This is a genomic window from Coleofasciculus sp. LEGE 07092, from assembly GCF_015207375.1.
Lineage (GTDB): Bacteria > Cyanobacteriota > Cyanobacteriia > Cyanobacteriales > Coleofasciculaceae > LEGE-07092.
Genome location: NZ_JADEWY010000106.1, coordinates 1 through 23716, shown reverse-complemented (window position 1 = coordinate 23716; position 23716 = coordinate 1). Strand labels below are relative to the sequence as shown.

Here is a 23716-nt window from a genome sequence, read left to right as displayed (position 1 = left end):
CCGCTCCCCCGCACCCCATCTTGGTCAAAATCTTGCTAACTTGATATACTTATAAGCTGAGGTAGTGGCGGCATAGCCAAGTGGTAAGGCAGGGGCCTGCAAAGCCTTTACCCCCAGTTCGAATCTGGGTGCCGCCTTTTTTAGCCCTACATTGATGAATTAATTGTCATTGATGACAGATAAAGCTTGAGCGTTGATAGTGCCAAGATGACGCAAACAATGCCGGCTAATGAGGTGACACTCCGCGAACTCAAACAGGCGTTTGGGTTACAGAAGGCTCAAATGCCAGATGGCAAGCTTTTCAAGACTCGAACCAGTTCTTCGAGTCGAATCGGTTTGCTGATGTAGTCATCCATCCCGGCTGCCAAGCAGGTTTCCCGATCTCCCTGTAGGGCATTGGCTGTCATGGCGACAATCAAAGGACGCCTGGATAGTAGAGATTTCACTTGTCCCTTAGTCACCGAGATGCCGGAATTGTGTGCAGCATCGTTTAACCTAACATCCTCGTGACTAGACCACTTTTGACGAATTCGATGGGTAGCTGTCAGCCCATCCATCACTGGCATTTGAATATCCATTAACACCAGATCGTAGGGCTGGCGTGACAAAGCCTCTAGCACTTCCAAACCGTTACTTACCACATCTGCCTGATATCCCATCCGTTTGAGAAGGTACAATCCGACCTTTTGGTTGACGACGTTATCTTCAGCTAGCAGAATTCGCAGGGGTAAGGATTTGGCTAAGTGTAGGTCAATCGATTGGGAATTAGACGGCTCCGACTGGACTGGGGCTGTCTGTTCTATCAATGTCTGATGCAATGTTTCGTAAAGCTGAGACTGTTTAATCGGTTTAGTCAGATAGGCGGCAAGGGGATGCTCAACCGTTGGCATACTTAGTAGGGGGTCGTTTAGGAATGTCAGCAGTATGAGAGGAAGCGTTTGAAAGTGCGATCGCTCGTGGATATGGGTAGCTAGATTTAGCCCATCCATTCCCGGCATCTGCCTATCGAGAATCACCCCATCAAATGTCTCTCCCCGATCCAGGCAAGCTAATGCTTCTGTACCAGAGGAGGCAGTACAGGGAACCATACCCCAAACCTGTAGGTGCTGCACCAACAGTTGGCGGCTGGTAGCATTATTATCGACAATCAATACACGCTTGTTCGCGAGCTGGGATTGAATGGTTTCGAGAGGGGTTTCAGAGGTATTTTCTACAGCCTGAGCCTGGATGGTAAAGTAAAAAGTGGAACCCTCACCCGCAAAACTTTCTACCCAAATTTTACCGCCCATCATTTCACTTAACTGTTGGCAAATTGCCAAGCCCAACCCAGTACCACCATAACGACGGGTGGTAGATGAATCAACTTGACTGAAGGCTTGGAACAATCGATTTAAGCGATCGCCGGGAATCCCAATGCCTGTATCTTTTACAATAAACAACAGAGAGCCTTGAGCATTGCAAGTTTCTCCTGACTCCCTTATTTCGGGTTTCACCGACACTGTAACTTCACCCGTTTCAGTAAACTTAACCGCATTACTGAGCAAATTCACCAAAATTTGGCGAATGCGGACAGCGTCTCCCACCCAATTGATAGGTGTTTCCAGCTCAATGAAATAGGCTAACTCCAGTCCCTTCTGTGCTGCTTTGGGCGCAAGGAGATCGAGACATTCCTCAATACAGGTACGCAGGTTAAAAGGTTGTGTTTCTAGCTCCAGTTTGCCAGACTCAATTTTAGAGAAATCAAGAATATCATTAATAGTACAGAGAAGGGCTTCCCCACTCTGGCGAATTGTTGTCACCCAGTCCCGTTGTTGCAAATCTAAATTCGTATCGTTTAACAATCCCGTCAAACCAATGACAGCGTTGAGTGGGGTGCGGATTTCGTGGCTCATTGTTGCCAGGAATTGGCTTTTCGCTCGGTTGGCAGCTTCTGCGGCGAGCTTTGCTGACTCTAAGATCCTGTTTTGGGCTTGCAATTGCTTTTGTACAGTTCGCAACGTCAGTTGAGTTTTGACACGAGCTACAACTTCTTCAATCTGAAAAGGCTTGCTGATGTAGTCTACCCCACCGATTTCAAACGCTTTTACCTTATCCCATAGTTCATCAAGAGCGCTCAAAAAAATGACAGGAATTTCTGCTGTTTGTGGGGAAGCTTTCAGCAACGAGCACACTTCATAGCCATCCATTTCTGGCATCTTAATATCCAGTAAAATCAAATCAGGTGGATCGGCTTTGACCGCATTCAATGCTTGCTTCCCACTAACGACGCGACGAACTTCATACCCCTGTTCGGTTAACAGGGTAAACAGAATTTGTAAGTTCTCAGGGACATCATCAACAATTAAAATGTCTCCCTGCGTTACTTCAATTTGACTGTCATTCATCAGTTGGCTTCTGGTTTTTCCAAGCCCCCGCTTAAAATTGGGGGGTTATTGACGGAGTAGGGGTCGAGTTAAATCAACGATTTGATCGAAACAAAGGGTATTAACCATCTGAGTTAGAGAGCGCGTCAGAGCCGAATGTTCTACGGGAATTTGTGCAATCAGGTGTAGAATCGCTTTCTCTCTGGCGCTCAGTGAGGCTTGATGGAGTTGTGCCAACCAGTCAGCCGACATCACAGCCAGAGCCTCTGGAGTCAGCGACTTAACGGGTGCATCCGGTAGGGTAAGGGTAGGGGGAATATCTTCTTCATAGACATAACGGACTCCCAGATGTTCAGTCATCTTTTCAAAGATAACCTCCTCTCGGAAGGGTTTGGTAACAAAGTCATCGCAGCCTGCTGATAATACAACCGATCGCTGCTTATCAAAGACACTGGCAGTCAAGGCAATAATCACCGTTCCCTGACCTTTCCAATGCGATCGAATGGCTTGGGTTGCTTGATAACCATCCATCACAGGCATCCGCATATCCATCCAAATCAGGTGTGGTTCCCAACTCTCCCATAAGTCAATAGCTTCTTGTCCGTTTTCCGCTTCACGAACCTCAAACCCAACAGGCGAAATGAGATTCATCAGCAGGAGGCGACTTTCCCATTTATCATCAACGATTAAAATGCGATAGGTTGGTTGATCCGGTGCCAAGCCAATAACCTGCTTACTTGACTGTTGAGCTTCAACGTCAGCCGCCTCAGCCAAAGTAATCTGGATATCAAATTTAAAAATCGTTCCTTGACTCAAAACACTCCGAACGGTAATATCACCTCCCATCAGTTGCACAAATTTTTGACTGATGGGTAAACCTAAGCCAGTTCCTTCTAAGGATTTCCTCCCTGTTTCAGTTTGAATAAAGGCTTCAAATAAGGTATCTAATTCTGCGGGTGCGATGCCAGAACCAGTGTCAGAGACTTCAAAGCAGAGGGAGTAGGGAGTAGGGAGTGGGGAATAGAGGGAAGATTCTAGAGTAAGATCCTGGACTTTTTTGGGAGCTGGGGTTTCACCATTCCCTATTCTCCCTTCCCCAGACTCGACGGCGACGCGCAGCATCACGCTACCTTCGGACGTAAATTTAATGGCATTTCCCAGGAGGTTAATCAAAACCTGACGGAGTTTGCTCTCGTCGGTTCGGACGTATTGAGGAACGGTTGAGTCATAGTCAAAGACAAGCTGCAAGTTTTTAGAATTAGCTTTCAGTTGCAGCATTTCTTCTAAACTGTTGAGCAAACGGTAAAGATCAACACTGGTTTCATTAAGGGTGATCCGACCGGCTTCAATTTTCGACATTTCTAGCACGTCGTTGAGCAGCGTTAGCAAATGTTCGCCACTGCGAGCAATAATTCCTAACTGTTCTTGTTGCGTCTGAGTCAGGGATGGATCACGAGCCATCACTTGAGTGAAGCCCAGGATAGCATTTAACGGGGTACGCAGCTCGTGGCTCATATTCGCCAGAAATTCGCTTTTCGCTCGGTTGGCAGCATCAGCAGCTTCCTTGGCTTTCTGAAGTTCAGCCGACTGCTGTTGAGTCTGTGCCAGCAGTTCTGCTTGCTGCAATGCAACTCCCAATTGATTGCCCACTTGAGCTAGCAAGCTAACTTCTCCGAGTTCCCAGTGACGAGCGCCGGAGTTTTGATAGGCACCCAGCAATCCCCACAGTTTTTCACCGACAAAAACGGGTATCAAACAATAGGCTCTGACGTGAAATTGCTGAAGGAGTTTGATGTAGCATTGGGTGTGTTCTATCTGGTAAATGTCATCAATCACTAAGTTTTCATGATTGCGATATCTGCCTCCCTGAGTTTGTTGTAGATAGGTATCGGGCCAAATGGTTTTGAGTTCGGAGCTGACTAATGGGAGCCAGCCGGGTGCGACTGATTCCGAGACAAATTCCCCGCTCCAGTCGGGATTAAACTGATAGACAACGACGCGATCGCAATTGAGGATTTGCCGCACTTCTTGAGTTGTGGCACTAAATATGGTACCGATATCTAGGGTTTGGCGAATTCTCTCAATCACCCGCGCTAAAGCCCGCGCCTGTTGTGCTGCTTTTGCCTGTTGTTTGGCTTGAGCTTGCAGCAGTTCTAGATACTCTGACTGTTGTAGGGCTACTCCTAGTTGAGCTGCCACTTGCATCAGTAACTTGACTTCCCGCTCTTCCCAATGCTTGGGACTGCTGTGTTGAAAGGCACTCAGCAATCCCCAAAGTTTTTCGCCTTTGAACAGAGAAACTACCACAAAAGATTTTACGCCGAAGTATTCCAGGGCTTCGATGTGGCAATCGGTCAAACCAGCATTATAGATACCATCAGCAACACAGGGTTCGTTATAGCGTAACTTGCCCCCTTGGTGTTCGTTCAAATAGGGATCTTCCCAACCACTGCCCACAAGTTTTGGCAATCCGTGGGATTCTGATTCAAAAATAAAGTCACCGAAATAGTCTTCGCGGAACTTGTAAATCGTAATGCGCTCTACACCTAGCAGTTTCCGAACTTCTGTGGCGGCGGTCTGAAAAATGGTATTAAGGTCTAAGGTTTTGCGAATTTTGTCGATGACTTGCGCTAAGGCTCGCTCCCGTTCTGCATCTTTCGCTAATTCGTCGGCTCGTTGTTGCAATTGAGCTTCCAGCGTCGTCTGCAGTTCTGCCGAACGCCGTTGAGCCTGTCCCAATAGCTCGGCTTGTTGAATGGCTACGCCTAGCTGTGCGCCAATTTGAACGAGGAAGTTGACTTCGGTATCATTCCACTGCCGAGAGCTGGAATTTTGAAATGCGGCTAGCAACCCCCACAGGCTCTTGCCTTTATAAATGGCGATGATTGCATAGGCTCTTGCCTGATAACTCTCTAGGGCTTCAATATAGCAGGGAGAAAATCCAGCCTTGTAAATATCATGACAAACTCGAAAGACTTCACCCCTAGTAAATTCACCCCCTTCTGTTTCTTGCAGGTAGGTATCGATAATCTGGGGGGTTGCTAAGATTTTTACGCTACATTCGGTAATGTTCTTACCCAATTCTGGGCGATTCAGTTGCTCTTGGATGAGGGAAGCCCAGCCTGGAACGACTGACTCGACTACAAATTCACCACTCCAATCAGGATTAAAGCGATAGATGGTGACGCGATCGGCTTCCAGAAGATGTCGTACTTCTTGTACAGTGGTTTGGAAAATAGTACTCAGCTCTAGCGATCGCCGAATTTTGTCAATAATAGCAGCAACAGCTTTCTCCCGTTCCACGGCTTGGGCGACAGCTTGGGCAAGATGCTCAGATTGCATCTGGAGTTGGGCGACAAATTCCGCTTGCTGGAGTGCGATTCCCAAATGAATGGCAATCTGCCGAACGAACTCGATTTCATCGCCCCGCCACTGACGCGGACTCGAACACTGGTGAATACATAGCAACCCCCATAAGTCCTTGCCTTTGAGTAGAGGAACGACGAGGTTTGCCCTAACTTGAAAGCGGGAGAGGATGGCAAGATGGCAATCTGCCAAGTTGAGGGCATAGATATCGTTAGCTGCCCAAATTCGACCCTGTTGGTAATAGGTGGCGTGTTTTTGTCCAAAACAGCGATCGCTAATTTTAGCGGCAATGGCTGAATTAAACGGCAGTACTACATCCTCTGAGACAATTTGCCCATATCCCCAGCCAGAGTCAGAGTCAAAGCGAAACATTCCCACCCGATCGGCATGGAGTAGTTGGCGGACTTCTCTGGCGGTTGATTTAAAGATACTATCGAGATCCAGGGATTCTCGAATTTTTGTCACAACAGTCAACAGCGCCTTTTGTTGGGCAACTTGAGTGGGTTCGGGTACAGCGGTTGCTTCAAGTTCGGCAACGCGGGTGCGGAGGGTGGTGAGTTCTTGCTGAAGTGACTCGTAAGTCTTGGCATCTAGGATGATGTCGTTTTCAGGCATGATTTAGAAAGAGTCGGGAGTCGGGAATAGAGGTGTCGTTCCTTTCCCATGCTAGTTCTCCTATAGACAATAATCGACCCATAGATTTGACGGGGTGAATCTATAGGTCGATTATCGGTAAAACTAGTGAAACAAGGCAGCTATGGTATAGGTATTTGGTCTATTGCTGCAAACCCCCTTCTTCCTAATTTAATTAAACGTGGTTAACAACCGATTGCTGCAAATCTGGTTGAATCTCGCTACTGATTGGCTGATAACCATTTGCCGGTAGAGGACGGCGTACTTCAATCAAGCTAATGGCACGGCTGACACTTTCTGGGAAAATCACAACCAACCCCCCGGATTCTGCCTGATCTAACCCTGTATTAATTGCCTCAGTTTCCTTGAGAATCACTTCATACTGGCTATCCGGCTTTTCTTGAACGATACCCTTGCAAATTAACTCGGCTGCCTCTCCACTGGGACGCCCCCGTCGGTCGTCATCTTCTTTAACGATAATCCGGTTGAAAATTTTAGCAGCAAGTTTTCCTAAGTTAATAAAATCTTCGTCGCGGCGATCACCAGGACCCCCCACGATACCAATCCGTTCTCCGGGCCAGTTGCATACAAAACCACCGACTGCCTCATAACTCGCGGCATTGTGAGCGTAATCGACGAGGGCATGGTAGCGACCGAGATTAAATAAATTCATCCGTCCAGGTGTCTGAGCGACAGAAGCGCGGAATGTGGTCAACGCTGTCCGAATTGCCTCAATCGGCACCCCTTGGGCAAAAGCGGCGAGACTGGCAGCGAGGGCGTTGGCGATTTGGAATGGTGCCATTCCTCCCATCGTCATCGGCACACTCTCGGCTGGTTCAATCCGCAGCGTCCAATCACCCCGCACAACAGATAGATAGCCATTCTCATAGACGGCTGCCAAACCCCCTTGTCGGGTATGACTTTGTACCACCGGGTTCTCTGGGTTCATTGAGAAAAATGCCACATGACCCTTGACCCGCTCTGCCATTGCCACCACTAGGGGATCATCAGCGTTAAGGATGGCATAGCCGTAGGGACTAACCGATTCAGCAACCACACTTTTGAGACGAGCCATCTGTTCGATCGTATCGATATCTCCAATACCCAAATGGTCAGCAGAGACATTTAAAACAACACCGATATCGCACATATCAAACGCCAAGCCCGATCTCAAAATGCCACCTCGTGCCGTTTCCAGCACTGCCACCTCGACGGTGGGGTCTTTGAGAATTACCTGAGCGCTTTGAGGACCGGTGGTATCTCCTTGTTCGACAAGATGCTCCCCAATGTAGATACCATCGGTGGTGGTGTAGCCAACTTCTTGTCCGGTTTGTTTATAAATGTGGGCAATCAAGCGGGTTGTTGTCGTTTTGCCATTCGTGCCAGTGATCGCCAGAATGGGAATGCGGCTAGGTTTACCGGACGGAAACAGCATATCCATGACCGGTGCGCCGACATTGCGAGGCAAACCTCGGCTGGGACAAACGTGCATCCGAAAGCCCGGAGCTGCGTTGACTTCGACTACCACACCGTTTACGTCGCGGAGGGGTTTGCTAATATCAGGTGTCACGATATCAATTCCGGCAATATCCAGACCGATGATTTTGGCAATTCGCTCTGCTAGCCAGACATTTTCAGGGTGAATATCGTCGGTGCGGTCTACGGCAATGCCTCCTGTGCTCAGGTTAGCCGTTGCCCGCAAGTAACAGACTTCTCCCTCTTTGACAACGGTATCTAAACTGTAGCCCTGACGCTCTAATAAGTTCAGGCTCGTGCGATCTACGACAATTTTGGTTAATACGTTGTCATGTCCATCACCGCGATTGGGGTCGCGGTTGGTTTCCTCAATCAATTCTGCAACCGTAGATTTGCCATCCCCAATGACGTTGGCGGGAATACGTTCGGCTACCGCCACGACTTTGCCATTGACTAACAAAACTCGGTGGTCAAAACCCTTATAGTAGCGTTCGACGATCACGGCGCGGGAGATATCTTTAGCTGTATCGTAGGCTTTCTCTGCTTCATCCCGGTTTTGGATGTCGATAGTGATCCCCCGTCCGTGATTGCCATCGAGGGGCTTGAACACAACTGGATACCCCCCCAAATCTTCAATCGCGGATTCTAACTCGTCCAAGTAATGAACGACGGTGCCCCGTGGAACCGGCACTCCGGCGTCTTTGAGGATTTGTTTGGTGCCTTCTTTGTCACAAGCCAGCTCAACCGCTAAAATACCCGAGCGATCGCTCAATGTGGCTTGAATCCGCTTTTGATGAATACCGTAACCGACCTGAATCATCGCTCTAGCACTCAGGGGAACCCAGGGAATACCCCTAGCTGCTGCCTCTTTGACGAGGGCGTCCGTACTCGGACCTAATGCTGCATCACGAGCGAGTTCTTGCAAATCTTTTAAGTCTTGCTCGAGTTCGCTTTGGGCATAGATACCCGTATCAATGATACTTTGACACAGGCGCACGGCGGCTCTGGCGGCATAGCGACCCGCTTGTTCGTCGGTATACTCAAACACGACCTGATAAATCCCTGGAGTTGCCGTTTCCCGAGTGCGACCAAATCCCACCAGCATACCTGCTAGTTCTTGCAGTTCTAGGGCAACGTGTTCGATGATGTGTCCCATCATCGTGCCGTCTTTCACGCGACTCAAGAAACCGCCCCGAACGCCGGGGGAACAAAAGTGTTCCTCCAGACTGGGTAACGCCTCAACCAATCCTTGATAGAAACCAGGAATGTCATTGGATGGTTTGTCTGCCAGTTCCTCCAAATCAAGACGCATGACAATGAGTTTGTGGCGTCGAATACTCCAATAGTTAGGACCGCGTAACGTCTGGATTTTCAGAATTCTCATAACAATGGATATGGGGGGTGATTCAAACAATTAGGCAGGAAAGCTTGAAGTCGCAATTGCAAAAGCAGCGCTTTGACTGGTTCCTCCGGCATAGTTAAAAGCTGGAGTGGTACTGCCAAAAATCTGCGCCAACATTCTGGAAATCTGGTGACAGGGTTGACTATCCTCGCATACAAGACTAAACCGAACGGTCAAGGATTGACTCTTAGAAGAACTGCTACGCCAATGTTATCTAAAAAACGCTAGCAGAATCTGGGAGAGCCTTTCTTCCCACCAGGGAGGTAAAACTATGGTATTTAATCTAACTCTACAAGAACCTTATCAAGACTATCGCAGGTCTTTGGTTTAGTCGATGGTGTTTCCACGGAACAGACTTGGTGTCAAAACGGTTTTATCCCGATTTTTGTAAGTTACCTGACTTAAACCAACAGAGCGTAGCTTTTTATGAGGTTTTGAGTCTTATCTAGTTTCCAGCTTTAAAAAGCACTTAAACTGTTCATCGTGAACAGTTTTATCTCTAATATCCGTAACAGAACCCAAGATAGGTTAGAGGTCATAGGGGATCACTCAACAGGTTGGGTAAAACTGATAACTGACAGCCGATAAAAAGTAAGGCGACTTAGCTGCCTATTGGCATTAGGGAACGCTTGTATAGGTGATAGCGATCGCCGTGGCACAAAATATGCACGCGCAAGTTATGCAGGCTGATTGGATCGTTGGCACCGATATCCGAATGGTTAGAATGGGACACTTCCCCCGGATCGATAATCGTCACGGTGCCTTTGCCCAAGACCTGTAAGCAGCCATCACGCTCGACTAAAATACAGGTATCTTCATCAATTCCGATACCCAATCGGTCGGGATGGGCAGCAATGGCGCTCATGAGGCGGGCTATACGATTACGATTGAGAAAATGTTGATCTACGATCGCTTCTGGAATAATTCCCAACCCAATCGCCATATCGACTAAAGAGCGATTCGGACTTTCACCACTACCACCGCCTGCAATCATGTGATGACCCATGACGGCTGCACCTGCACTCGTGCCAGCTAGGGTAAGTTCTCCCCGATGCGCCCGTTGTCGCACTTTTTCCATTAACGGCGTGTCGGAAAGCAGTCCACACAAGCGAAGTTGATCGCCGCCGGTCATGAAAACTCCGGTACAAGTTTCCACGTAGTTCTGCCAATCTGGGTCTGCACCTTGAGCGCGATCGCGGACATCAAGTACTTGAATTTCCTTTGCCCCCATGTCCTCAAAAATTCGATAATAGCGATCGCCAATAATCGCTGGTTCCCGCGATGCTGAGGGGATAATTGCAATTCGCGCCTCACTTGACCCAGAACGACAAAAAAAGGTATGCAGGATCTCCCGTCCGTGAACTTTGTCTTCAGCGCCGCCGATGACGATGATCGCGGTTTTAGTCAATTGAGGCATTCTAGTTCCTTGGAATTGAGATTCTAACTGCAGCATACTGTCGAGTTTGGGCATCCGGTACGTTAAAGGTTTGAGTGTTGTTTACTAAACTTCTTACCAATATTCGGTTTTAGCCGCTTCTGTTCAGGAGTTCCCTACTTCTGCAAGAAGTCTACTAGAATTGTGACTTTATATCGAATTGGGTTTTCGTTCAACTCTTGCCACAGTCGTAACCGCTTACCACGCCTTGCACCCCAAGGCTGATGCGTCTTAATTTATGACGTTGAGCGGTCAGCCATCTGAGATAAATGCTGATAGGTGTTAGCGTATCGCTCAGTTTACGACCGTGCAGAGTCGATCAGCTTCCTGATCTGGAATTTCTGCTTGAATGGAAAGAACGAGCGATCGCTGCGCTAGGTTCAAATTAGCAAGGAATGCCCACCCCAGTAGCAATCCTTTGGTTTTTTCATTGGCTCATCTGGATAAAAATATCCGATTGAGCTAATAATCTCTTATCATATCTTTAATCTGGTTTCTTTTTGTCTCTACTCCCAACGATACCCCTGTGCGATTTGATGTCGTTACTTTATTTCCCGATTTTTTTGGCTCTCCTCTGAGTTCGGGACTGCTCGGTAAAGCGCTGGCTAAAGAAATTGCCGAAGTCCATTTCGTCAATCCCCGCGACTTTGCCACCGACAAGCATCGGCGCGTCGATGATGAACCCTATGGCGGCGGCGTGGGAATGTTAATGAAACCCGAACCGATTTTTGCGGCTGTCGAGTCACTGCCAGTGATGCCCCGGCGAGATGTAATTCTGATGACTCCTCAGGGACAACCCCTGAAGCAACCGTTATTGGTCGAATTAGCCACAAATTACGACCAACTTGTCATCATCTGCGGACATTATGAAGGCGTCGATGAGCGAGTCTTGCACTTAGTGACGCGGGAAGTCTCCCTAGGGGATTTTGTCTTAACCTGCGGCGAAATTCCGGCACTGGCACTCATTAACGGTGTGGTACGATTGCGACCAGGAACAGTGGGTAAGACCGAGTCACTGAAATTAGAAAGTTTTGAAGACGGATTGCTCGATTATCCCCAATGGACGCGACCGGCTGAGTTTCGGGGCTGGAAGGTTCCAGAGGTATTGCTGTCAGGTAACCACGCGGCAATTGACCGTTGGCGCAAACAACAGCAGCTCCACAAAACTCGAAAGCACCGCCCCGACTTATACTCCGATTGGGTGAAGTCTGATGAATCAAAGTAATATTAGATTTGTATAAATAGATATAGTCTCTGGTACTCTGGAACCTCCTAATTTTAGAGGGTAAATAGTTTAAGAGATTAAGCGATCGCCATTATCAAAGATATAATTGCCGATTTCCTAATGTTCACCTCAATGTGTAAAACTCCCTTCAGCATTTCCGTTAAACTTCAGTAAGACACCTGATTGTTACCCTATTGAGAGCAACGCTGAAGTATTGTACCCCTAATGAAAACACTATTAACACTTTTTAGCAAAGAACGGAGTGAACTAGCGAAAGAGATCGATAAGGCAACTAGCCCAGAGTACGTCGTTAAGCTGGTTCAGAAGCGACTCGATAACCTAGAAAAAAATTATATCGGTGAACTGAGTGTAGCTCAAGTCCGTCTGGCGTCCTTTTTCCTAGACACCCTGCGCCAGTCCGCCGCCACATTAGCTGCGGCTAACGAAACGAACATATCGGAACCCGAACCTATCTCTAGCCAAGCTCGGCGCTTTTCGACCAAAAGCTTAATCCTAAAAATTCTACAAGGACTGATCTGCATTGGCATCTTAGATTCCCTGTTCATGCTAACGTCAGATACGCCTGGGGCATGGATGGATATCTTGCTGCTGTCTCTGCTGGTAGGACTGGAAGTTGTATCCCAACTCGACAAAGGCAATCGGCAAAACTCAGCAGAATCAAGGGAAGCACCGCCACCTATCGTGCGCGTCGATAGCCAAGTCCTGCTGGATAACCTGACTGATGCTCTCAGTACTATTGATTTGGCAGTTGCCCAAACCCAAGAGGTGAAAAAATCCCTTGATGAAAGTGGAATAGAGGAGTTGCCGGAATTGTTGAACGTAGTTCAAAGGCTGGTGGGTGCCTCCTTTCTCGAAAAACCCCAGATGGCGCTGGAACTGACTAAACTGCTACCCCAGATTTTAATCGAGCAGGGAATTCAAGCGCAACTGTATCGACCCGATGAGAGTGAGAGTCATCGCCAGTATTTTGACTTCGAGCCGAGTATCGACCCTGCGGCTACAGACTACATTACGATAACGCCTGCTTTGGTAAAAGGCGATCGCTTGTTGCGACGTGGACGAGTGATTCAGCCAGCTTACTCGGAGGTGAGAGAGTGAGATGTCCTATCATCGCAGTTTACTACCCCCCTAACCCCCCTTTACCAAGGGGGGTTAGGGGGGTAGTGCAAGATTTAACTTTCTCTTGCAAATAAGAATTAGCCGGAATGTATGAGTATGCCAGTGTTAGAAACAATTGGGTTCGATTTAGGTCACGGTGAAACCGCCGTGGCGAAGGCGCGGGTGGAGAGTATTGAACCCCCAGAAATGCTGGAAGTTAACAGCAAAAAAGTTCAAGTTACAGCACTGGGTTGGCATCCCGAGTTGGGTTATCTGGTAGGAGATCAAGCGTTAATTCAAGCGGGCGTTACTCAACTCGAAATTGCGTTTAAGCAAAGACCCAATGCTGATCTCAATTATAGGAAAACCATCCGCCATTTCTTAGAAACCTACTACCGCCTGTTGAAAGAAAGTAAACAGATGGAAGGGGGGGAGGATAGCCAGTTTTTTGTGGGGTGTCCTTCTGGATGGTCGATAAACGATCGCCAAGAATATCAGAAACTCTGTAAGGAAGCTGGCATTCTCCGACTCAGCGTTGTCCCAGAGTCGCGGGCGGCGTTCATGCAAGCCAAGGAAGCGGGGAAGCTGGACTATGACAAGCTCAAATCCTCAGTACTAATTGTGGATATTGGCTCTTCGACGACAGATTTTACCCTCGTTAAGAGCTTACACGAAATCCCGATGGATTTTGGCAGTAATGCCTTAGGCGCATCCCTAATTGACAAGGCGATTTTTGCCCGGACGCTTGCCAACCATGAGGATAAGGAATTACTTGAACGGGTGTTTAAAGCCTATCCCCATCATAAAGCCCGTTGCGAACTTGCCAGCCGTAAAGCCAAGGAAGATTACTTTTCTAACGAACAACTTTACAGCCATCCCCAATCCTTTGCACGGGGTTTTGAGTCGATTAATGAACAGATTTATTTTATTCCCCAAGTGAATAAAGTGATAATGGCGGAGATTTTAAATCAGCCATTATCGGAACTAGAGGGTAAAAGTTGGATGCAGGCGTTTCAGGAGGCGGTGAATGAGGCGAAGGAAACTCTCAAGCAACAGGGAATTATACCGAAGGTGGTGCTGATGACGGGTGGTGCATCCCGAATGCAGTTTACCCGTCAGATTTGCGAGAAGATTTTCCCGGAACCCAACTCCCAGGTGCGTCCCGATCCGGAACCAGAACGGTGTATTGCCTTGGGTTTAGCGCGGGTAGGACGATGGGATTTACGGGCGGCTGCGTTTAAAAAAGAGGTTAACCAACGGTTTGATTCTCAGACGCTGAAAGATATTATTGAACGGCATATCCCAGAGTTAATCGCACTGTTAGCCACACCCCTATCTGAGGGTTTGATTGAAAATGCAGTTAAACCCTGTTTGAAAGACTGGCGAAACAACAAACTCCGGACGCTGGCTGACTTAGAAGACAAGATGAAGAAGCAGGCGGAGGAGTGGATTAAAAGTCATCGCGCTCGGCAGATTGTTAAGAATCAGTCGGTGACTTGGTTTAACAGCAAAATTCAACCGGAATTAGCGGCAGAAACCGACCCAATTTGTCAAAAATATCAGATACCTAGAAGTAGTTTAAGGTTTGAGGAAGGAATTGACCCGGAAGTGGTTAACCCGGATTTATCAGTAGGAGATACTATCCTTGCCGATACCGTGATGTTTATTGTAAATGTGGTGATTGGTGGGGGTACGGTTGGTAGTATTATTGCTCTGATTCTCACGGGACATTTAACCTGGCCCATCGTGTTAGTTTATGGGGTTTCCGTACTGGCTGCTGGTGTGGAAATCACTCGCAGTAAAACCCAAGAGGCAATTAAGACAAAGTTGGATATTCCGGGTTGGAGTCGCGCTTTTTTGTTGAATGACAATAAGCTTGATTCGACCTGTGAGCAAATGCAGCCGGAGTTGGAGAAGGTATTTAGGGAGCAATTGACGGAGAATCAGGAGGCGTTTGATGAGTTGATTGAGAAAGTGGGGCAGGAGTTGAAGAAGGCGCTGAATGCGAAGGCGGAAGAGGCGGTAATTTTGATTCAGTAGTTAGTTCAGAATCTGCTAGGGACTGGAGTCTTTGGCAACCTGACACTTTTGAGTTAAGAAATACAACAGACGGATAACCTGCGATCGCACTCAGGAGCATCCCCCAGAGTTTTAAAATAATTAAAACTCCCTTGCCAACTCAAAATTCGTGCGATGAGTCATTCTACCGATATCACCACCCTAGCCCGCTGGATGGCGGCTGATTTTAGCAATCAACAGCAAGCCTTTGAAAATCCCCCCTTCTACGCCCACATCCGCGTCTGTATGCGTCCCCTACCACCGTCACTACTCGATGGGATAAGCTTGTTTGTCGAACAAGCCTATGATTACCTGCTCAACGTTCCTTATCGGTTGCGGGTGCTGAATTTAATGGTTGTAGGCGACCATATCGAGATTGAAAACTACACCGTTAAAGACCCAGAAAAATTCTACGGTACATCCCGCGATTTACCACGTCTGCAAACGCTAACCATTGAACAGCTAGAGAAACTTCCCGGCTGCAACATGATTGTAGAATGGACAGGACACAGTTTCAAAGGCAGTGTTGAACCCGGTAAAGCTTGCAAAGTCTTCCGCAAAGGTAAGGAAACCTATCTCGACAGCACCTTTGAAATTGACGACCATCAATTTATGAGTCTCGACCGGGGACGGGACCCAGTAACCGACGAACACGTCTGGGGTTCAGTTGCAGGTCCATTTTACTTTTTTCCCTGGACGAGTTTCGCCGATGAAATAAAGGTTTGATATCAAATCCATTTTGAAACCCCTTTTCCTACCCTGATGTAGAGACGTGCCATGGCACGTCTCTATCCTTAACAAACCATGAGTGAAAATTCCCTTCGTCCCGCCTTAATTACCAACGTTATCCCCGACTCCATTGCCGCCGAGGTGGGGTTTGAACCTGGTGATGCCCTTATTTCCATCAACGGCACCCGTCCCCGTGATTTGATAGACTATCAGTTCCTATGTGCCGATGAACTTCTGGAACTGGAAGTCTTAGATGCAGCAGGAAAAACTCATTGTGTAGAACTTGAAAAAGACTATGATGATGATTTAGGGCTAGAATTTGAAACCGCCTTATTTGATGGTTTAATTCAATGCAACAACCGCTGTCCCTTTTGTTTTATCGACCAACAACCCCCCGGTAAACGGCAGAGTTTGTACCTCAAAGACGATGACTACCGCCTCAGCTTTCTTTACGGGTCTTATTTAACCCTCACTAACCTCACTCAAAATGAGTGGAACCGGATAGAACAAATGCGTCTATCTCCCCTCTACGTTTCTGTTCATGCCACAGAACCAGAAATTCGCAGCCGTTTACTGAAAAATCATCGTGCTGGACAGATTTTAGAGCAGTTAAAATGGTTTCAGGAACGCCGCCTGCAAATTCACGCCCAAGTTGTTGTTTGTCCAGGAATTAATGATGGCATCCACTTAGAGCAAACTCTACTCGATTTGGCACAATTCCATCAAGGTGAAGTGCCAGGGGTTGCATCAGCCGCAGTCGTACCAGTCGGGTTAACCCGCTTTCGACCTACAGACGATGAGTTGATGCCAGTCAGTCAGGAAAAAGCAGTAGAAGTTATTCAACAAGTTCAGCGGCTTCAGGAGAAATTTCGCCAGCAGTTCGGATCTACATTTGCCTGGTTAGCTGATGAGTGGTTTTTGATAGCGAGGCAGGAGTTACCCCCAGAATCTCACTATGAAGATTACCCGCAAATCGGCAACGGTGTCGGTTCAATTCGCTCTTTTCTAAAACAATTTCAAGAGACAGCCACTCAAATACTGCCTAGTCAGGTGGAGACATCCCGTCGATTGACGTGGGTAGTAGGAAATGCGGTAGAAAAAGTATTTGAACCGTTGGTACAGCAGCTAAATACTGTCGCCGGATTAGAGGTGAACCTGGCAGCACTGCGAAGTGAGTATTGGGGACAGGAAATAACAGTAACAGGTTTACTGACAGGGCAAGATTTGCTGGATGGGTTGCAGGGAAAAGATTTAGGGGATGTAATTTTGCTGCCTACGGTAATGCTCAAGCACGATGATACTCGCTTTTTAGATGATAAGACAGTTGAAGAGGTTAGTTCTAAACTCGGCATTCAGATTGTGGTTGTAAATGGCATTGAAGAACTGCTTGAGACGTGTAGTGCTAAGTAATTACAAGTACAGGAAAATAGGCTCTTTTAGGCAAGCTTTTTTTATCAGAGTTACACCCTAAGCAGCTTGATTTTTTTACTGTTTGGGCTAGAAAGTTTCCATAAACTCGTCACGGATTCAATAAATTTAACTTTTTTTAATAAAAATACCCATTAAAGTTATTTGTGATAATGTTTGCTAAATCTTTACAGGATTTGGTTAGTTCTTTATTGTTGCTTTATGAAGAACGTTTTGATTAAGGGGTAGACTCATCAGATAGTTTGAATACAGTGGTTTCCATGAGTAATGATGAGAAAGAGAAAGAAAAAGAGCGTAAAGCTCAAGAGGAGACAGCTCGACGACTTCAAGAAGCTATTGAAAAACGCAAGAAGGAGAAACAGGAGCAGCAGAAAGATAAAAAAGACGATGGATAGTATTGCAAAAAGAACCCTAATGTCAATCTGTGGGTAGTAGCAAAAGTATCAGAATCCTTAATCTTTTTGTTGTATAGGAGGGTTAGCGGTGCGCACTCTTGTCTAAGGACTCTCAAAAAAATACCCTGGTATTTTTCTAGGGCAGTCATCTCGCCTGCTGTTGACACTTTTGCCGGGCAAGATGCCTCTCCTACTGGATAATTTATCTTTTGAAGCCGGCACTTTGGGAAACTATTTACAATTGCTTTACAATCATTAAAATTAATTGAATGTGGTTGCCGGATTATAAGCTAGTATTTTTGTTTTAAAATAAAATGATAAAGTTTCATAATAGATTAATGCTCAAGCTCGAATCCTACTACGGTTTGACTACAGACCCGCAGCCGTTTGACCATGCACTCATGTGTGGAAAAAATTATGACTACTCTATCAAATTTTCCAGAATCTCTCCATAATTCCACCAAGAATCGAGAGACGCAGCAGCAGACACTCACAGAGAGCGAAACGCGCTTTAGCGCATTAGTGGCTAATATTCCGGGAGCTGTATACCGCTGTTGCACTGACTCAGGTTGGACGATGACATTTCTGAGCGAGGCTATTGCAGAAATTTCTGGCTATCAGCCCGATGAATTTATTAACAATCGCGTGCGTTCCTTTCGCAGTATCATCCACCCTCAAGAGCGCAGGACTATCGCCCAATCGATCGCCGAGAGTATCAGCACAAAACAGCCCTATGTTATAGAGTACCGGATTGTGCGTTCCGATGCTAGGATTGCTTGGGTTTACGACAAAGGGCAAGCCATCTTCGGCGAGAACGGTGAAATCCTCTGGCTCGATGGAGTCATTTTAGATATTACAGAGCGCAAACACATAGAAACTCAATTGCAGCACACCAAAGCCTTTCTGGACTCCGTGGTAGAAAATCTGCCCATGGGAGTATTAATTAAAGATGCCAAAGAACTGCAAGTGATGTACTGGAACAAAGCCAGCGAAGAACTATTTGGCTATTCTAGAGAGCAAGTTCTGGGCAAAAACGACTATGATTTTTTACCCAGAGAGCAAGCTCGCTACCTGCGTGCGAAAGACAGGCAAGTGCTAACGGACGGTATATTGGTAGATATTCCAGAAGCGCCCCTAGCCACGCCTCATCGTGGGGAACGGCTTGTCTATACCAAAAAAGTTCCCCTGCTTGACGATAACGGCACCCCTCAGTATCTCTTGGCTATTTGTGAAGATATCACAGATCGCAAGCGAGCAGAAGTTGCCTTGCGGGAATCGGAGAGCCACTATCGCTGCATCGTGGAAACCGCATCAGAAGGGGTGTGGACTTTTGATCCCGATAACCAAGTTACCTTTGCCAACAGCCGCATGGCTCAAATGCTGGGCTATACGGTAGAGGAAATGCTGGGGCGATCGCTATTTGAGTTCATGGATGAAGAAAATCAGGCACTTGCTCGCTCTCAAATGGAGCGTCGCCGCCAAGGTATCCCAGAACGATACGATTTCAAGTTTCGCCGCAAAGATGGCTCCGATTTGTGGGCAATGGTGTCAGCAACGGCGATTTTTGATTCTGAGGGTCATTTTGTTGGTATTTTAAGGATGATTACTGATATCAGCGAACGCAAGCAAGCTGAGGCACAACTGCAAGAGCGGGAACAGTTTTTGCGCAGCATCTACAATGGGGTCGAGAACTCCATCTGTGTGGTGGATGTTTTGGAGGAGAAGTCAGACGGTAGACAAGCAGAACTCCCCTCCCCTGCCTATGAATTTCGTTACAGAGATATCAACCCAGCTCACGAGCGCTTGACGGGTATCCCGGCTAGCCAACAGCGAGACAAGACTCCCCAGGAGGTGTTACCGGCTGCTGTCGCTGCCACAGTTAGCGATCGCTATAGGGAGTGTGTGACAACTGGCACCTCAATTTCCTATGAGGAATGCTTGCCCCTGCAAGGAAAAGATACCTGGTGGATTACCACCCTCACCCCCTTGCGGGATCAGCAGGGAAAAATTTATCGTTTGGTTAGTACCAGCACGAATATTACTCAACGCAAGCAAGCCGAGCAAGAAACCGCCAGATTGACTGACATTCTGGAAATGACAACGGATTTTGTGAGTACCAGCGATGTTACGGGGCGTATCCTCTACTTGAATCGGGCAGGTCGGCAATGGGTAGGATTTGAGGAGGATGAAGATATCAGCACTCAAAAAATATCAGATTTCTGTCCCTCGTCGGTTATGGAACTAATCCAAACGGAAGGATTGCCCACAGCCGTAGAAAACGGCGTATGGCGGGGCGAAACGGCATTACTCAACCAAACAGGTCAAGCCATTCCAGTTTCCCAGGTGATTGTGGCACACAAATCAAGAATCGGTGAAGTTGAGTTTTTCTCGACGATTAACCGCGATATTAGCGAGCGCAAACGGGCAGAAGAAGCCTTGCAGAAATCCGAGCGTCAATTGAGAGCCAACAATGACCAACTCAAGCAAACTTTACACCAACTTCAGAAAACCCAAACCCAACTCATCCAAAACGAAAAAATGGCGAGTTTGGGTCAGATGATTGCTGGAATTGCCCACGAAATTAACAACCCTATCGGCTTCATTACTGGAAACATTACCTATGCCCGTCAATACGCGGCGGACTTGCTGTACTTGCTGCAACTATATGCCAAACACTATCCAGAACCTGTAACAGAAATTCAAGAGGAGATTGAGGCGATTGACTTAGATTTCTTAAAGACAGACTTTCTCAAACTGCTACAGTCCATGAAAGAAGGTGCCGATCGCATTCGCCAAATTATTCTATCCCTGCGCAACTTCTCCCGCTTGGATGAAGCAGACATCAAAGAAGTCGATATCCATGAAGGCATTGATAGCACTCTACTCATCTTGCAGCACCGCCTGAAACCAGGAACCAAACATCCAGATATTCAGGTGGTCAAAGACTATAGTAAACTCCCTCGAGTTGAGTGCTATGCCGGTCAGCTCAATCAGGTGTTTATGAATATCCTGAGTAATGCCATTGACGCCCTCGAACCCCAACCCACACCCCGGATGATTACAATTCGCACCGCCGTGGAAAATAGGGATTGGGTCGTGATTCGGATTATCGATAACGGTTCTGGCATTCCAGAAGACACGCAAAAACTCATCTTTGACCCCTTCTTTACCACTAAACCCGTCGGTGCGGGTACAGGTTTGGGACTGTCGATTTCCCATTCTGTTGTAGTAGACAAACATGGGGGCAGACTGACTTGTACGTCTCTACCCGGTCAAGGGGCAGAATTTGCGATCGCACTTCCGGTTAAGCAAAAAGGGGTGTCCGCTCAACCCACGTTTTCTTACGCTGTACAGTCCCCCAGCTTTGCCACGTCGCTTGAGTTATGAGCGCTGAATTTTGAATTCAAAATTCAGCGCTCATAACTCTTGTTCCCATTCCTCTAAAGCAGTTCCTTCGCCTGATCCAAATCTTGACGTACCGCTTTCGCTGAGGTATCAAGAGCTGCCTGTTCTTCCTCTGTGAGTTCAAGTTCCACAATTTTTTCAATACCGCGACATCCTAACAGTGTCGGTACACCCAGAAAAATATCATTTAAGCCATATTCGCCCTGTAAGTATGCCGCGACAGGCAGGAGCCGCGATTGGTTGTGTAAAATAGCTTCAACCATAATGCAAATAGAAGAGGCTGGGGCACAATAGGCGCTCCCAGTTTTCATCAGATTAACAATTTCTGCGCCACCGTTACGAGTACGCTGTATCAGTCCCTCGACAGTTGCCTGATCCATCAGTTCGGTGATGGGAACTCCTCCTACTGTAGAGAAACGAGGTAAAGGCACCATTAAATCCCCATGACTTCCCAGCACCAACGCTCTGACGTCAGCAACTGAGACACCTAATTCCATGGCAATGAAGGTTTGGAAGCGGGCAGAATCGAGTATCCCTGCCATGCCCATCACCCGACTAGCGGGTAAACCAACCGTTTGCCATACCAGGTAAGTCATTACGTCGAGGGGATTGGTAACGACAATATAGAGGGCGTCTGGAGATTGGGCGATCGCTTTTTTAGCGACATCTATCACAATCTTGGCATTCGTTTTGAGCAGATCAGACCGACTCATCCCCGGCTTGCGCGGAATGCCAGCAGTAATCACAACAATATCAGAATTGTTGGTATCGGCATAATCATTAGTGCCGAGAATCGAACGATTGTGATAGTCGAGCCCCTGCGCTTGCATTAAATCTAAAGCTAGTCCTTGGGGCATTCCTTCAAGGATGTCGAGGAGAATGACGTTGGCTAGATTTTTCTGAGCGATGCGGTGGGCAAGGGTGCTGCCGACATGACCGCTGCCGATAACAGTGACGCGGTGGTCGTTGCAGGCAATAGGTAAATCTGAGGAAAGTACCATAGGTTAAGAATTGCTAAAATATTAGTTTGAACTACCTCAATTTAGCTTATGCCCTCCCGACCCACCGCTATCTACCGGAATGGTTCAACTCGTCACCTCTAACTGATCGAGGCGGAACCAAATATTGGGCGTAGGCACGTAGAACTTAACCAGTGCATAATCACCTCTGATGTCTACAATTTCCCCATCACTTTCAAAGAGGTAAGGGGGAAAGCGGGTATCGCTGGCTTTAGCTTCCAGGCTGTTTTCCAGATTTTCGCGATTAGCGCGCACTAAACTGCCTTTCTTGATTTTGTCTGCCATAATTCCTTCGGCTGCGGTACAGTCTCTTCAAAAGTCTACGGAAATCTTATTTATTATCTCCCATGAGATTGAGAGTAAACGCCAATCAAGACTGACAGTTGGGACAGAAGTGAGAGGAACGTCCTGCCAACTTGAGGCGCTCGATTGCACTGTTGCAAACGCGGCAAGGTTCTCTGGCACGACCGTATACCCAGGCAACACCGCTATAGTTGCCATTAATGCCCCCAACGTTGCGGAAGCTACTAAAGGTAGTGCCACCCGCATCAATACCCGCTTGTAAAACTTGAATAACGGCACTCCGCAGGCGTTCGATTTGCTCTAACGTCAGAGTTGCACTGGGGGTGTCGGGTCGAATACCGCTCAAAAATAACGCTTCATCAGCATAGATATTACCCACCCCCGCCACTAATGCCTGATCCAGCAGCGCCGTTTTAATCAAACGCTGACTCTTTTGCAACTTCTTTTGCAAATAGTCAACGGAAAAGTCAGCCGAAAAGGGTTCGGGTCCGAGTTTCTGCAAACCCGTAATAATGGTTTCGGGTTTTTCTGAGGGCGGTATCCACCACATCCGACCAAAGGTACGCTGGTCAACAAAGCGTAGTTCGCGGTTCTCTGGGAAGAACAAACGCACTCGCGTATGCTTTTGTAACGATTTATGGCGATCGCTCCATAGAAGCTGTCCGCTCATGCGTAGGTGAACCCCCAACCAACCCCCCTTATCACCATCCGAGCGAGTTAGTTGAGCCAGTAAATATTTACCCCGTCGCTGCCACTGTGCGATCGCACTATCTTGCAGTCCGGCTAAAAACTCATCCACAGAAACAGGGTAGGCGATGGTGCGAGAGAGCAGTACATCCCCACCCTGAATAGGTTGAGCCAGGGTGACTTGATTTAAACCCTGGCAAACAGTTTCAACTTCAGGCAGTTCCGGCACGACTTAGCGAGAATCCGTCCCTTGGTTGGGTCCGCCTTCCAGTTTTTTGTCCCCTTTGGGAGTTCTGGCTTCCATACCCGTTGTGCGAGCTCCAGCCGCAGTAGTGGTTTGCTTACCCCCAGACGGCGGTTTACTGCTCTTGCCCTTAGGTGCTTCAATCTCTACGAGTTCGGCTTCGGCAAAGTTGTTGGTATTGATGCCCGCGTAGTTGACTTTTTCAAAACGGACGATGACGGGATAAATAATACCACTTTTGTCTACAGTGGCGACGGTTCCGACATCTTTATACCAGTAGGATTCTTTGCGAAGAACGCGAACTTTAGAACCACGTTGAACCATAAAGAGTTTTTCCCTTGCTATCTAGTTTTAAAGCGTACTACTGGATGATGGCTGTCTGTTTAATCTGATTTTTAAGTTTTATTACCAAAGTGAGGTGTGGGAGGG

The 23716-nt window shown here is 47.4% G+C and carries 15 protein-coding genes and 1 tRNA gene; 8 read left to right on the top strand and 8 right to left on the bottom strand.

Features of this window, described 5'->3' with window-relative positions; all coding sequences use genetic code 11:
• The first annotated feature begins 66 nt into the window (after positions 1–66).
• Positions 67–137: transfer RNA gene (locus IQ257_RS22105), tRNA-Cys, on the top strand.
• Positions 138–278: 141 nt separating this feature from the next.
• Here IQ257_RS22105 and IQ257_RS22100 read toward each other — a convergent pair.
• The 4 genes from IQ257_RS22100 to IQ257_RS22085 all read right to left on the bottom strand — a co-directional run bounded on the left by IQ257_RS22100 (position 279) and on the right by IQ257_RS22085 (position 10693).
• On the bottom strand, positions 279–2384 hold the full coding sequence (locus IQ257_RS22100; protein ID WP_228060915.1) for a response regulator: 2106 nt from the start codon (positions 2382–2384) through the stop codon (positions 279–281).
• Between the two features lie 45 nt (positions 2385–2429).
• A complete protein-coding gene (locus IQ257_RS22095) occupies positions 2430–6344 on the bottom strand; it encodes a GAF domain-containing protein (RefSeq protein ID WP_193877053.1) in 3915 nt (1304 codons plus the stop codon).
• Positions 6345–6537: 193 nt separating this feature from the next.
• The gene (gene cphA / locus IQ257_RS22090; RefSeq protein WP_193877045.1) at positions 6538–9222 is read right to left on the bottom strand and encodes a cyanophycin synthetase; all 2685 of its coding nucleotides are present in this window, start codon (positions 9220–9222) and stop codon (positions 6538–6540) included.
• A 619-nt stretch (positions 9223–9841) separates the two neighbouring features.
• Positions 9842–10693 carry a cyanophycinase gene (locus IQ257_RS22085; protein ID WP_193877043.1) on the bottom strand — a complete coding sequence of 284 codons (852 nt, stop codon included), beginning with the start codon at positions 10691–10693 and terminating at the stop codon, positions 9842–9844.
• Between the two features lie 508 nt (positions 10694–11201).
• Here IQ257_RS22085 and trmD point away from each other — a divergent pair.
• From trmD to IQ257_RS22055, 7 genes are all read left to right on the top strand, one after another.
• Positions 11202–11900 (top strand): tRNA (guanosine(37)-N1)-methyltransferase TrmD, encoded by a 699-nt coding sequence (trmD, locus tag IQ257_RS22080; protein WP_193877041.1) that lies wholly within the window; start codon positions 11202–11204, stop codon positions 11898–11900.
• A 225-nt stretch (positions 11901–12125) separates the two neighbouring features.
• On the top strand, positions 12126–13019 hold the full coding sequence (locus tag IQ257_RS22075; RefSeq protein WP_193877039.1) for a hypothetical protein: 894 nt from the start codon (positions 12126–12128) through the stop codon (positions 13017–13019).
• Positions 13020–13136: 117 nt separating this feature from the next.
• Positions 13137–15059: an Hsp70 family protein gene (locus IQ257_RS22070; protein WP_193877038.1), complete on the top strand. Its 1923-nt coding sequence runs from the start codon at positions 13137–13139 to the stop codon at positions 15057–15059.
• A gap of 153 nt (positions 15060–15212) precedes the next feature.
• Positions 15213–15803, top strand: a complete 591-nt coding sequence (locus IQ257_RS22065) for a chromophore lyase CpcT/CpeT (RefSeq protein ID WP_193877037.1) — start codon at positions 15213–15215, stop codon at positions 15801–15803.
• Positions 15804–15881: 78 nt separating this feature from the next.
• Positions 15882–17216, top strand: coding sequence for a TIGR03279 family radical SAM protein (locus IQ257_RS22060; RefSeq protein ID WP_193877036.1), 1335 nt, complete (start codon positions 15882–15884; stop codon positions 17214–17216).
• Between the two features lie 278 nt (positions 17217–17494).
• Entirely contained in the window at positions 17495–17629 is a 135-nt protein-coding gene (locus IQ257_RS30860) for a hypothetical protein (RefSeq protein ID WP_265584525.1), read from the top strand.
• Positions 17630–18046: 417 nt separating this feature from the next.
• The gene (locus IQ257_RS22055; protein ID WP_193877035.1) at positions 18047–21016 is read left to right on the top strand and encodes a PAS domain S-box protein; all 2970 of its coding nucleotides are present in this window, start codon (positions 18047–18049) and stop codon (positions 21014–21016) included.
• Positions 21017–21069: 53 nt separating this feature from the next.
• On the opposite strand, the gene mdh is transcribed toward IQ257_RS22055, so the two are convergent.
• From mdh to IQ257_RS22035, 4 genes are all read right to left on the bottom strand, one after another.
• Complete coding sequence (mdh, locus tag IQ257_RS22050) at positions 21070–22035, bottom strand: malate dehydrogenase (RefSeq protein WP_193877034.1); 966 nt, start codon at positions 22033–22035, stop codon at positions 21070–21072.
• 84 nt (positions 22036–22119) lie between these two features.
• Positions 22120–22338 (bottom strand): NAD(P)H-quinone oxidoreductase subunit O, encoded by a 219-nt coding sequence (locus IQ257_RS22045; protein WP_193877033.1) that lies wholly within the window; start codon positions 22336–22338, stop codon positions 22120–22122.
• An 85-nt stretch (positions 22339–22423) separates the two neighbouring features.
• Entirely contained in the window at positions 22424–23272 is an 849-nt protein-coding gene (locus IQ257_RS22040) for a DNA-formamidopyrimidine glycosylase (RefSeq protein WP_193877032.1), read from the bottom strand.
• Positions 23273–23275: 3 nt separating this feature from the next.
• Positions 23276–23611 (bottom strand): photosystem I reaction center subunit IV, encoded by a 336-nt coding sequence (locus IQ257_RS22035; RefSeq protein WP_193877031.1) that lies wholly within the window; start codon positions 23609–23611, stop codon positions 23276–23278.
• Positions 23612–23716: the final 105 nt, after the last annotated feature.